The 11,618-nt window shown below is 72.7% G+C and carries 12 protein-coding genes; 8 read left to right on the top strand and 4 right to left on the bottom strand.

What is annotated here, in order from left to right:
• The 4 genes from AQJ84_RS01335 to AQJ84_RS01320 form a co-directional block, all read left to right on the top strand.
• Positions 1–263 (top strand): zinc-binding dehydrogenase (locus tag AQJ84_RS01335; protein ID WP_159042779.1); only part of this gene is annotated, 263 nt, incomplete at its 5' end.
• Positions 264–311: 48 nt separating this feature from the next.
• Positions 312–914, top strand: a complete 603-nt coding sequence (locus AQJ84_RS01330) for a TetR/AcrR family transcriptional regulator (RefSeq protein ID WP_059198789.1) — start codon at positions 312–314, stop codon at positions 912–914.
• Positions 915–1,617: 703 nt separating this feature from the next.
• Positions 1,618–2,052: a helix-turn-helix domain-containing protein gene (locus AQJ84_RS01325; protein WP_030045655.1), complete on the top strand. Its 435-nt coding sequence runs from the start codon at positions 1,618–1,620 to the stop codon at positions 2,050–2,052.
• Between the two features lie 171 nt (positions 2,053–2,223).
• A complete protein-coding gene (locus AQJ84_RS01320) occupies positions 2,224–2,910 on the top strand; it encodes an RNA polymerase sigma factor (RefSeq protein WP_051870313.1) in 687 nt (228 codons plus the stop codon).
• On the opposite strand, the gene AQJ84_RS01315 is transcribed toward AQJ84_RS01320, so the two are convergent.
• The gene (locus tag AQJ84_RS01315; RefSeq protein WP_030045653.1) at positions 2,892–3,431 is read right to left on the bottom strand and encodes a peptidoglycan-binding domain-containing protein; all 540 of its coding nucleotides are present in this window, start codon (positions 3,429–3,431) and stop codon (positions 2,892–2,894) included. The genes AQJ84_RS01320 and AQJ84_RS01315 overlap by 19 nt on opposite strands.
• Before the next feature lie 289 nt (positions 3,432–3,720).
• Between AQJ84_RS01315 and AQJ84_RS01310 the strand changes: the two genes are divergently transcribed.
• Entirely contained in the window at positions 3,721–4,125 is a 405-nt protein-coding gene (locus AQJ84_RS01310) for a VOC family protein (RefSeq protein WP_078632491.1), read from the top strand.
• On the opposite strand, the gene AQJ84_RS01305 is transcribed toward AQJ84_RS01310, so the two are convergent.
• Together AQJ84_RS01305 and AQJ84_RS01300 are read right to left on the bottom strand one after the other, a co-directional pair.
• Complete coding sequence (locus AQJ84_RS01305) at positions 4,105–4,794, bottom strand: helix-turn-helix transcriptional regulator (protein WP_053192728.1); 690 nt, start codon at positions 4,792–4,794, stop codon at positions 4,105–4,107. The two genes, AQJ84_RS01310 and AQJ84_RS01305, sit on opposite strands and share 21 nt — an antisense overlap.
• Before the next feature lie 32 nt (positions 4,795–4,826).
• Positions 4,827–5,762: an AraC family transcriptional regulator gene (locus AQJ84_RS01300; RefSeq protein ID WP_030045649.1), complete on the bottom strand. Its 936-nt coding sequence runs from the start codon at positions 5,760–5,762 to the stop codon at positions 4,827–4,829.
• An 80-nt stretch (positions 5,763–5,842) separates the two neighbouring features.
• Between AQJ84_RS01300 and AQJ84_RS01295 the strand changes: the two genes are divergently transcribed.
• Entirely contained in the window at positions 5,843–6,685 is an 843-nt protein-coding gene (locus AQJ84_RS01295) for a Rossmann-fold NAD(P)-binding domain-containing protein (protein WP_030045648.1), read from the top strand.
• 20 nt (positions 6,686–6,705) lie between these two features.
• Here the strand turns inward: AQJ84_RS01295 and AQJ84_RS01290 are convergent, their stop codons facing one another.
• Entirely contained in the window at positions 6,706–7,863 is a 1,158-nt protein-coding gene (locus tag AQJ84_RS01290) for a YihY/virulence factor BrkB family protein (protein WP_030045647.1), read from the bottom strand.
• Between the two features lie 409 nt (positions 7,864–8,272).
• Here AQJ84_RS01290 and AQJ84_RS01285 point away from each other — a divergent pair, with 409 nt between their 5' ends.
• Complete coding sequence (locus tag AQJ84_RS01285) at positions 8,273–9,907, top strand: acyl-CoA dehydrogenase family protein (protein WP_030045646.1); 1,635 nt, start codon at positions 8,273–8,275, stop codon at positions 9,905–9,907.
• A gap of 311 nt (positions 9,908–10,218) precedes the next feature.
• Entirely contained in the window at positions 10,219–11,508 is a 1,290-nt protein-coding gene (locus AQJ84_RS01280) for a GAF domain-containing protein (RefSeq protein WP_030045645.1), read from the top strand.
• The last annotated feature ends 110 nt before the right edge of the window (positions 11,509–11,618 follow it).

Genomic DNA, 11,618 nt, shown 5'->3' with positions numbered 1-11,618 from the left:
CCGGCCTGAACCCGCTGATGCGCCTGGCGGTCGCAGCCCTGAGCGGCAAGATCCGCAGGCAGGCCAAGAAGCTCGGCGTGACGTACGAGTTCCTGTTCATGCGCGCCAACGGCGACCAGCTCCGCCAGATCACCACCCTCGTCGACCAGGGCGTGGTGCGCCCGGTGGTGGGAAAGGTGTTCGGCTTCGACCAGACCCCGCAGGCGCTGCAGTCCCTGTCCCAGGGCGGCATCCGCGGCAAGTCCGTCATCGGCCTCAGCTGACCCGCCGCAACCGCGACGGGCGACACAGAACGCACGAGGACACCACCGATGCCTGTCGCCTCCCGGCCGGTCGGACGGCGCGAGCGGAACAAGCAGGAGAAACTCGACCGCATCGTCGCTGCCGCCAGTGAACTGTTCGCCGAACACGGCGTCGTTGAGGTCACGACCCAGCAGATCGCCGACCAGGCCGACATCGGCACCGGGACCCTGTTCCTTTATGCCAAGACCAAGGGCGAACTCCTCCTCCTTGTCCAGAACGCCAAGTACGTCGAAGCACTTGAGCAGGGCCGGGCGGACGCCGAGGCCGTCCCCGGCGTGCTGGACGCGGTGCTGGCGATCGTCCGGCCGATCGTCGAGTGCAACCGCATCCAGATCGACAACGGACGCACCTACCTGCGAGAGATGGTCTTCGGCGACCCCGAGGAGCCCCGGCACGGCGCGGCACTGGCCATCGTCGCGCAGACCGAGGAGGCCGTCGCCGCCGTGCTGCGCCGAGACGATCGGGTCGCAGAGGGCGACGCCGCGACGCTGGCACACATCGTGTCCGCCGTGATGGTCCTCAGCATGGCGGCGAGCGTGAACCTCGCCTTGAGCGTCGAGGAGATCGTGCAGGTCATCCGCAGGCAGGTCGACGTCCTGCTGCCTCGCTGAAGCGCGTCCCCAGCCTCAGCCTCAGGCCCAGGCGACCATCCGAGTGGTCCTCGGCTGCGGCATGGCCCGAATCCCCAATGGCAGGTCATCCGGCCGTTGCTGCCCATACCGGCATGACTGGACGGGTGGGGCGGCCGGCCGGAGGCCTCCCGCCAGCGCGTACTGCTGGGATTCCGGAAAATGCCCACCTACGTGGCGTCAAGTCCCCGTCGCACAGTCCCTGTCCCCAGGATTCCGGGTCGAGGCCCGTGTGGTGCGGTCAGGGCTTTGTGGGTCGATTCAGCAGTTCAAGGGCGCCTTCGACGCGATGATGCCGTCCTACCGCGTCGTGCGTGGCGCAGGCGGCCAGGTCGGGGCGCTCGTAGGGCTGCCGGCAGACATGGCAGTCGTAGGTGACCGCCCACCATGCAACCGCCACGACCGTCGACCCGGCGAACCCATGCGGTCACAGCACCAGCCAGGACACCAGGGCTTCCAGGACCCCCAGGGTTCCCGGGACTGCCAGGCCTGCCGGACGCATCCTCGTTCCGGACGCATCCTCGTTCCGGACACCTGCACGGGCGGCCACCGACCGCCGGATTCGTTCACTTCCGCTCAGATCCGGAGGAAGGGAACTGGCCGGGTCGGCCGGGCGTCGAAGGATGCGGCGGGGAGGGCGTCGTCGTGCGGGAACCGGGCGGCGGCGGGCACTTGGGGGGCGACCATGACTTGCTGGCGGCCGCTGCCGGACGCACTGCCGAGGGAGGCCCGGCACCTGGTCGAGCAGCTGCGTGGCCTGAAGGACCGTACGGGCCTGAGCCTTGCCGAACTGGCCAGGCGGACCGCGTACAGCAAATCGTCCTGGCAGCGGTATCTCAGCGGGACCAAGCAGCCACCGAGGGGGGCGGTCCAGGCACTGTGCCGGGTCGCGGGAGCGGACCAGGCGCGGCTGCTGGCGCTGTGGGACCTGGCCCACCCGACCTGGCCGCGCGGGGCGGTGGCCGCCGCCCCGGCGTCACCCGCCGGACCGCCCCAGGCCCCGCCGCTGCCGCCCGGTGCGGAGTACCGGCGCTGGCGGACGGCGGCGCTGTTCGCGTTCGCCGTCGTCGCACTGCTGACGGCGGGGCTGCTGTGGGTGCTGCCGTCGGTGGGCGGCTGACCTCACCCGGCCGACCCGATCGACGGACCCGGGCGTGACCTCTTCGCCCATCGGGTGCGTCCTGTAACGCTTTTCGCTTCTCGGTCCAAGGACAGGTGAAGTGCCTTCGAAGAACTCTGGTACACCTCCGACGAAGGGGACCGGGAAGCCTCCGACGAGAAGGACTCGCCTGTGGACGGCGCGGAACAGTTACGGGGCGGGCCGGCCACGGCGGTACGCGACCCGCGGCTCCTCGAGGAGTTCCACCGGCGGCACGTGGACACCGTGCTGCGTTTCGTGGCCCGGCGGGTCGACGACCCGAACACGGCGGCCGACCTGACGGCCGGGATATTCCTCGCCGTCCTCGACTCGGCCGACTCCTACCGTCCGCGCCTGGGCAGCGAGACGGCCTGGCTGTACGGCAATCGCGCGCAACGTCGTGTCGTCGGAGCGCCGCCGGGTCGCCGGGTCGCCCGGGAGGCGGAACGCGATCTGCGCTTCTGCGGGCGGCGGTTGCCGGAGGCCGACGACATCGTCCGCATAGAGGACAAGATCGACGCGAAGAGCCCCGGCCGGCGTGCCCTGGCGGCGCTGGCGAGGCTCCCCGAGGGCGAGCGGGCCGTCCTGGAACTGATCGCGGTGGACCAGCCCACGGTCACGGAGGCGGCGGCCGCGCTGGGCATCCGCCAGGTCACGGCGCGGGTCCGACTGCACCGGGCGCGCAAGGCCCTGCGGGAGGAGGCGGACGTCAAGGCCGCGGAGCCGGACCCCGCGGCCACCGTGACGGCCGTGCCGGTGCGGCGGACGCGAGGGGCAGCCCGGTCGGGCTGCCCCTCGTGGTGTCCGGGTCCCGCCCCGGATCAGCCGACCTTGTCGTAGTACGCGATCTTCCAGGATCCGGTGCCCCTGTGCTTCACCCGGTACTTGCCGCTGACCCGCTTGAAGGTGACGGTCCGGGCGCTGCCGAGGTACTGGACGGTGCCGCCCGCGAAGGGGCCGTTGAGCCGGGTCTGGGCGGACTCCCAGCAGTCGTCGGTGACGACGCCGTCGTCCTCGGCGAGGCCGTGGTGGTTCTGCCACCACTGGGTGGCCGACTCGGTCTCCGGGCCGAACGAGCCGTCGATCTTGTTCTTCCTGAAGGGGTGCCAGTCGCCGTCCTCGTCCTCGTACATGGCGCCGTCCGCCCACAGGACGGTCTCCCACAGGGCCGTCGCGTTGCTCTGGGCGTAGTCGTCGACGCCGAGGTTCTCCTCGTCCTGCCAGTCGTCGTGGACGAAGCTGTTGCCGTCGACGCCGTGGTAGTCGGCGGCGTTCGCGGCCGGTGCCAGGGCCGTCACGGTGCCCCCGGCCACCAGCAACGCTGCGGACACCGTCGCCACAGCCCGATTGCGCATGCTCATGCGGTCTTCCTTTCGAACCGCCGGCCCCCGTGGTTCCCCCCTGGGGCGGCTCGTCTCGCTTGGCACGACCAAGAGTCACCCTCGCGGCCCGGCACGGCGAGGTCCGGCGGCGTACCTGGACCGGTACGGGACGGCCCAGGCTCCGGACGGCCGCGTCCCCGCGGAGAGCGGGTCGGCCGGGGACCGGGCGGGACGGCGTGGGACGGGCGGGGACGCCCCGGGCCCCGGCGATGCGCAGCTGTCCGATTCCTTCAAGACCTCCCGCCGCCGCCCCGCCTACGGTGGCCCCATGACTCCACGATTCGACGCGATCGGCATGGTGGCCTCCGACCTGGCCGCCTCCGTCGCCTTCTACCGCCGTCTCGGTTTCGCCTTCCCCGAGGGCGCCGAGGAGCAGCCGCACGTCGAGGCCGAACTGCCGGGCGGGCTGCGGCTGATGCTCGACAGCGAGGAGACCGTCCGGGCGATCCAGCCCGCGTGGCAGCCGCCGGCCGAGGGCGGACGCATCTCGATCGCACTGCTGTGCGCGAGCCCGGCCGAGGTCGACGCGGTGTACACGGAGATGGTGGGGGCCGGGTACCGCGGTGAGCTGAAGCCGTGGGACGCCGTGTGGGGGCAGCGGTACGCCGTGGTGCTCGACCCGGACGGCAACGGGGTGGACCTGTTCGCCCCGCTACCCGGGGTGGCCCAGTAGCTCCCTCGGTGACAGACCCGCCAGCTCCTTGACGTCCCTGGTCAGGTGGGCCTGGTCCGCGAAACCGGACCGGGCCGCCGTCTGAGCGAGGGGCACGCCGGAGCGGGCCAGGGCGAGGGCACGCTGGAGCCGCAGGATCCGGGCGAGGGTCTTGGGGCCGTAGCCGAAGGCGTTCAGGCAGCGGCGGTGCAACCGGCGGGCGCCGACGCCGAGTTCGTCGGCGGTCGCGGCGACCGGACGGCCCTGTTCGAGAGCGGCGACCACCTGACGCAGCAGCGGGTCCGCGGGACCGGCCGCGGCCGCCCGCTCCAGCGCCACCCGCTCCAGCCCGCTCGCCGGGTCGGCGGCGGCGTTCACCCGTGCCGTGGCCCGCCGCACCTGCGCGGCCGGCCACAGATCCGCCAGGTCCACCCGCCGGTCGCGCAGCTCCTGCGCGGGCACGCCCAGGAGAGCGGGCGCGGTGCCCGGGTAGAAGCGGACCCCGGCCCAGACACTCGGTGCGCCCCCGATGACCTGGGCACGCGTGTCGGGCCCGGCGACCACCAGCCGGCCCTCGTGCCACAGCAGGTCCATACAGCCGTCGGGCAGCACCCGCCCGGCGCCGGTGCCGGTCGGGGTGCTCGTCCACACCACCGCCCCGGTCAGCCGGGACGCCCGCTCCTCGTACACGTACGCCAGGCTACGCCGCGGCCCTGATCCCCCTAGGGCACCCGCGTCCGGTGCTCCTGCGGGCTCACCCCGTACACCCGCTTGAACGCGCTCGACAGGGCGAACGCGCTGCCGTAGCCGACCTGGCGGGCGATCGCCTCCAGCGTGTCGTCGGTGGCGCGCAACCGGTCCGCGGCCAGCGCGAGGCGCCACCCGGTGAGGTACGTCATCGGCGGCTCCCCCACCCGTTCCGTGAACCGGCGGGCGAGCGCGGCCCGGGACACCCCGGCCTTGGCCGCGAGGGTGGCCACCGTCCAGGGGTGGGCGGGATCGTCCTGGACCAGGCGGAGCACGCGGCCGACGACGGGGTCGGCGAGCGCCGCGTACCAGGCGGGCGGCTCCGCCTCCGGGCGGGCGAACCAGGTCCTGAGCGCGGCGATGACCAGCAGGTCCAGGAGGCGGTCCAGGACGACCTCCTGGCCGGGCTCGTCGCGGACGACCTCGTCCATGAGGACCGGCGTGAGGGCGCACTGCCACCGGTCGGCGGTGAGGGAGAGCAGCGGCGGCAGCGCGTCGAGGAGCGGGCCGCTGATCTCGCCCTGGACCAGGTACGTCCCGATCAGCATGACGGTGGAGCCGTCCGCCCCGTCGCCCCAGCTGCGCACGCCGATGTCCATGGACCCGTTGAGGGGCCGTCCGTCCGGGTAACGGCACTCGGCGCCGGGCAGGATCAGCGCCTGGGGCGCGGTGCCGGGGTCGTCGGCGCAGGTGTACGGGTCGGGGCCGCGGGCGATGGCGAGCTCGCCGGCCCGCAGCCGCACCGGCTCCCCCGTGTCCGGCACGATCCAGGACTCGCCGCGGACCATCAGCATCACCGTGAGCGGGGCGCGGTCCTCGACGCGGATCGCCCACGGCGGATCGAAACACGCACGGATCATGAAGGCGCCCCGGGCGCGAGGGCCCTCCAGGAGGCCTGCGAGAGCGTCCATGCCGTCAGCGTAGACGCCCGCGCATGGGAATGAGCCGTTCGGCGATGGGCTGTCACAGCGCGCGGTCCTTGACTGGAGGCATGACGGAAACCAAGGCGCAGAAGCGGAACATGACAGTGGTGGTGACCGGTGCCTCCGGGCGTACCGGGAGCCGGGTCGCCCGGGCCGCGCGGACGGCCGGGCTGACGGTGCGGGCCGCGGGCCGCGGCCAGGGCTTCGACTGGGAGAACCCGACGACCTGGGCACAGTCCCTGCGGGACGCCGACGCGGCGTACCTCGTGTACCCGTCCGACGTCGGTTCGCCCGCGGCCGCGGAGGGGGTCGGCGCGCTCGCCCGGGAGGCGGTCGGGCTCGGCGTACGGCGGCTGGTGCTGCTGTCGGCGCGGGGCGAGGAGCAGGCGCTGGCGACCGAGGAGGCGCTGACCTCGTCCGGCGCGGACTGGACGGTCCTGCGGGCGTCGTGGTTCGCGCAGAACTTCAGCGAGGGGCCGCTGGTGGAGGGGTTGCGGCAGGGGGAGCTGGTCTTCCCGGCCGGTGAGGTGCGGGAGCCGTTCGTCGACCTGCGGGACGTCGGGGAGGTGGTCGCGGCCGTGCTGACGGGCGGGGACCGCCATGTCGGACGGACGCTGGAACTCACGGGTCCGCGGCTGCTGTCCTGGCGGGAGGCGGTCGCGGAGATCTCGCAGGCCGCGGGGGTGAGGATCGCGTACACGCCGGTGCCCACGCGGGCGTACGGGGAGGCGCTGGCGGGGTTCGGGGTGCCGCCGGAGGAGGTGGAGTTGTTGACCGAGGTGTTCGACGGGCTCATGGACGGGCGCAACGCGCACCTGACCGAGGATGTGCCCGAGGTGCTCGGACGTGCGGCGCGGGACTTCCGGGACTTCGCGCGGGAGGCGGCCAGGACGGGGGCGTGGAAGGCGTAGGGCGGTGCTCCGCCCGGGCGTCAGGAGCCGTCGTCCTTGTGGTGGTGGTCGTGGTGCGGCGGATGGGTGCTCTTCACATGGGTGCGGAGCCTCGACGTCACGTCCTCCGGGGGCAGGAACCGTGACCAGCGTTCCGGGAACTCGGAGGGCATGTCCGGGTCGTCGGGGTCGTAGGGCTCCGCCTCGCGGGCCGCGGTGGCACGGGCGACGTACTCGGCGACCTGGGCCTCGCGCAGCCGTTCGTTGGCGGCGCGGGCGGCGGCCGTCGCAGCGGCCGGCCAGACGCGGTCGATGGCGGCGTTGACGGCGGCGCCGACCAGGACGGCGAAGGCGGACACGCCGATCCACAGCAGTACGGCGACGGGGGCGGCGAGGGAGCCGTAGATGGTGGGGCCCTCGACCGTGTTGGTCAGGTAGATGCGCAGCAGGAAGCTGCCCAGGACCCACATGGCGAGGGCCACCAGGGCGCCGGGCACGTCCTCGATCCACGGGGAGCGCACGGGCACCGACACGTGGTAGAGCGTGGTCAGGAAGGCGATGGACAGCACGATGACGACGGGCCAGTAGAGCACCTGTACGACGGTCGTCGACCAGGGCACGATGTTCACGACCGCGTCAGGTCCGGCCACCATCAGCGGCAGCGCGATGGAGCCGATGAGCAGGGCCACGATGAACAGCAGGAAGGCCATCAGGCGGGTCTTGACGATGCCGCGGACGCCGTCGAGGCCGTACATCACGGTGATGGTGTCGATGAAGACGTTCACCGCGCGGGAGCCGGACCACAGGGCGAACAGGAAGCCGATGGAGATGACGTCGGGCCTGCCGCCCTTCATCACGTCGTGCAGGATCGGCTGGGCGATCTCGGTGACACCCTTGTCGGACAGGACCGTGCTCGATGCCTCCAGGATGTTCGTCTCCAGGCTCGCGATGGTGTCGGCGCCGGTCCAGTCGTCGACGTAGCCGAGCAGCCCGATCATGCTCAGCAGCAGCGGCGGCACGGACAGCAGCGTGAAGAAGGCGGCTTCGGCCGCGAGGCCGAGGATGCGGTACTCCATGCACGAGTTGACGGTGTCCTTGAGCAGCAGCCAGGCGGTCCTGCGCTTGGAGACGTTCCGGTAAAGGGCTCGTGCCCGGTGGAGACGGCCGGAGGGCTCGGGGGATTCACTTGCTGGCTGCACGACCTAAAGGTATCCGCCGCGCCTGCCTGCACTCCACGAGCAAATCGAACCATTCTTCTGTCATGTCCGCGTTAGCCGGAATGTCGGGCACGGCAAGCGGAACCCTCGCAGGTGAAGGACATACGGTCACCCGACGATCCGTCGGCTGGCGGCGGCCATCGCCCCGGACCTCGGCGAGCGCTACCTCGACACGGTCTACCGCGACGACTGGCAGACCGCCGCGCCGGAGCCGTCGGCGACGCCGGCGTCAGCTTGCGTGAGGGGGACATGACGGGCGGCGGGGTGAGCGCGAGGGTGGGACACGCGGGGGAAGCCGGGCGGGACGCCGGCGCCGGGCGGGCTGGGCCCGCGTGCGGTCAGGCTGTCGTGCCCGGGTGGTGACGCGTGCGGGGCGGGGTAGGTTCGCGTCATGGCAGGCAGCACCCACACCGTGAGCAATCAGCCTCCGCCGCTGACCGGGTACGACGTGTTCACCGGGGACCGTGTCCTGACGGCGGCGGTGGACCGGCACACGGCCCCCGGCGTGATCGAGGACGTCCGTGGCGAGCTGGCGGCGCTCGGCCGGGCCGCCGGTTCGGCTCAGCTGCAGGAGTGGGGGGCGCAGGCGAACGAGAACCCGCCGACCCTGCGCACCCACGACCGGCACGGGCATCGCGTCGACGAGGTCGACTTCCATCCGGCCTGGCACCGGCTGCTCGGCAAGGGCGTCTCCGGGGGCCTGACCGCCGCCTGGTCCCGGCCCGCGGGGCAGGTGCGCCGGGCGGCCGCGTTCGTGGTGTGGACGCAGGTCGACGCCGGCAACCTGTGCCCGCTGTCGATGACCCACGCGGCGGTGCCCGCCCTGCGCACCGACCCCGCGCTCGCCGCCGAGTGGGAGCCCCGGCTCACCTCTATGGTCTACGACCGTGAGCTGCGGCCCGCCCGGCTGAAGGCGGGTGCCCTGTTCGGGATGGGCATGACGGAGAAGCAGGGCGGCAGCGACGTACGGGCCAACACGACGGCCGCCACTCCCCTCGCCGAGGACGGGACGTACGAGCTGACCGGGCACAAGTGGTTCTGCTCGGCACCGATGTCGGACGGCTTCCTGGTGCTCGCGCAGGCCCCGCAGGGGCTGACCTGCTTCCTGGTGCCGCGGGTGCTGGAGGACGACACCCGCAACGTCTTCATGATCCAGCGGCTCAAGGACAAACTCGGCAACCGCTCCAACGCGTCGGGCGAGGTCGAGTTCGACGGGACCTGGGCGCGCCGGGTCGGCGAGGAGGGGCACGGGGTGCGCACCATCATCGAGATGGTGGCGGCGACCCGGCTCGACTGCGTCCTCGGCTCGGCGGGCCTGATGCGGCAGGCGGTCGCGCAGGCCGTCCACCACTGCACGCACCGCGAGGCGTTCGGCGCGAAGCTCGTCGACCAGCCGCTGATGCGCAACGTGCTGGCCGACCTCGCACTGGAGTCGGAGGCGGCGACCACGCTCGCGCTGCGGCTCGCGGCGGCCTACGACGACGGCGGCGAACAGGAGCGGGCGCTGCTGAGGATCGCGGTACCGGCCGCCAAGTACTGGGTGACCAAGCGGTGTACGCCGGTGACGGTCGAGGCGTCCGAGTGCCTGGGCGGCAACGGGTACGTCGAGGAGTCGGGCATGCCCCGGCTGGTGCGCGAGTCGCCGCTCAACTCGATCTGGGAGGGCGCGGGGAACGTCCAGGCGCTGGACGTGCTGCGCGCGCTGCGACGGGAGCCGATGGCGCTGAACGCCTACCTCCAGGAGGTCGGCGCCGCCCGCGGGGCCGATCACCGGCTGGACGCGGCGATCAAGGATCTGCTGACCGAACTCGCCGACCTGGAGGGCGTCGAGGGCCGGGCCCGGCGGCTGACCGAGCGGCTCGCCCTGGTACTGCAGGGGTCGCTGCTCGTGCGGTACGCGCCCCCGGAGGTCGCCGACGCGTTCTGTGCCTCCCGGCTGGGCGGCGACGGGGGCGCGGCCTTCGGGACGCTGCCGTCGACCCTGGACCTGGCGTCGGTGGTGAACCGGGCCAGGCCGGAGGCCTGAGCGGAGGGGAACGGCCCGAGAACCGGGAGGTTGAGGTTGGGGGTGGTGCTGCGCCGACACGGCACCACCCCCGCCACTGGCCCGTTGGAGCCATGTGCGCCGCCTGGGGCGACGTCGCTCAAGTTTCGAGCACGGCGGGGCCGACCACCAGGGTTGCAGGGGGTTGCAACTTGTGGGCGGCTGTGTGCGGAGTGTGCCCCTCCGAGCCGGGCAGGCGGCACTATGAGACGGACAGTCAGTACGGACTTCCGGACCGTGGCCGAAAAGCGCTCGGTAACCGGTTGCCCCGCGCTCTACTTCCGGGAGGTCCCGTGGCGCTCTCGTCGGCGGACGTGACGCAACTCGCCGCCGTGGACTCGGCTCGTGCCGCCCGCGTACTCAGCGAGGTCCGCTCCGCCAGGCTCGCGGGGCAGCGCACCCCGGTGGCGCCACGGCCGGTGATCGAGGAGTCCTGGGAACGCATGCTGCGCGGCGGCGTCGATCCCGACCACGGCTTCCGCTCGGGGCTGCTGTCCCGCGAGGAGGTGCAGCGGCGCCGGGAGACCACGGTCCTCAGACATGTGCTGCCGGTACTGCGGGAGGGGCTGCTGTCGGTCGCGGACGTCTCCCACCACATCATGGTGGTCGCCGACGAGCAGAGCCGCGTGCTGTGGCGGGAGGGCAGTTCGCCGGTACTGCGCAAGGCGGACGGGCTCGGCTTCGAACTCGGCGCCGACTGGCGGGAGGACGTCGTCGGCACCAACGGGGTGGGCACCCCGGCGGTCGTACGGCGTCCCGTGCAGGTCTTCGCCTCCGAGCACTTCGTCCGCTCGCACGCCACCTGGACCTGCACCGGCGCCCCCGTCACCGACCCCAGGGACGGCCGGCTGATCGGCGTGGTGGACGTGAGCGGGCCGCTGGAGACGATGCACCCGGCCACGCTCGCCTGGGTCGACTCGGTGGCCAAGCTCGCCGAGGCCCGGCTGCGTGAGCTGCACGTGGCCTCGCTGGAGCAACTGCGCGCGGTGGCCGCCCCGGTGCTGGCCCGGCTGGCCGGCCGGGCCGCGGTGGTGGACCGGGACGGCTGGACCGCCGCGGTGACCGGCATGCCGTACACGAACCGGATCCCGCTGCCCAAGTCGCTGACGCCGGGGCGTCGGTGGCTGCCGTCGCTCGGGCCGTGCGCGCTGGAGCCGTTGCCGGGCGGCTGGCTGGTCCGGGCCACCGAGGGCGCGGTGCCGCACAGCGCCACCCGGATCGTGCTGGACCTGGCGCGGCCGCGGCACTGGTCGGTGACGGTGTCGGGTTCGGCGGGCTCCTGGAGCCGTGAACTCAGTCCCCGGCACGCCGAGTTGCTCTATCTGCTGGCGCTGCACCGCACCGGCCGCAGCGCGGCGGGCCTGGCCGAGGACCTGTTCGGCGATCCGGCCCGCACGGTGACCGTGCGGGCCGAGATGTCCCGGGTACGGCGCTATCTCGGGGGCTTTCTGGAGCATCGGCCGTATCGTTTCTGCGAGGACGCGGAGATCGAGGTGCTCCTCCCGGCCGACCCGCGGGACCTGCCGCCCTGCTCGACGTCGCCGACGGTGGTCGCCGCCCGGGCGACGAACGGGCACGACTGAACAACACCGGTCGACAGCACCACCGAACCGAACAGCATCAGGGTGCATGTTCCGCATAATTGCAGGTTCTTCGCCCCCAACCACCACCCACTGCCGTAGCATCCCCTACG

This window comes from Streptomyces resistomycificus (assembly GCF_001514265.1).
Classification (GTDB): Bacteria; Actinomycetota; Actinomycetes; order Streptomycetales; family Streptomycetaceae; genus Streptomyces; species Streptomyces resistomycificus.
Note: the sequence above shows the minus strand (reverse complement) of the source record. Positions and strands in the feature narration are given on the sequence as shown.

Coding starts and splice junctions, on each gene's coding strand:
- AQJ84_RS01330 (WP_059198789.1), top strand. CDS start 312: ATGCCTGTCGCCTCCCGGCCGGTCGGACGGCGCGAGCGGAACAAGCAG.
- AQJ84_RS01325 (WP_030045655.1), top strand. CDS start 1,618: ATGACTTGCTGGCGGCCGCTGCCGGACGCACTGCCGAGGGAGGCCCGG.
- AQJ84_RS01315 (WP_030045653.1), bottom strand. CDS start 3,431: ATGAGCATGCGCAATCGGGCTGTGGCGACGGTGTCCGCAGCGTTGCTG.
- AQJ84_RS01310 (WP_078632491.1), top strand. CDS start 3,721: ATGACTCCACGATTCGACGCGATCGGCATGGTGGCCTCCGACCTGGCC.
- AQJ84_RS01300 (WP_030045649.1), bottom strand. CDS start 5,762: ATGGACGCTCTCGCAGGCCTCCTGGAGGGCCCTCGCGCCCGGGGCGCC.
- AQJ84_RS01295 (WP_030045648.1), top strand. CDS start 5,843: ATGACGGAAACCAAGGCGCAGAAGCGGAACATGACAGTGGTGGTGACC.
- AQJ84_RS01285 (WP_030045646.1), top strand. CDS start 8,273: ATGGCAGGCAGCACCCACACCGTGAGCAATCAGCCTCCGCCGCTGACC.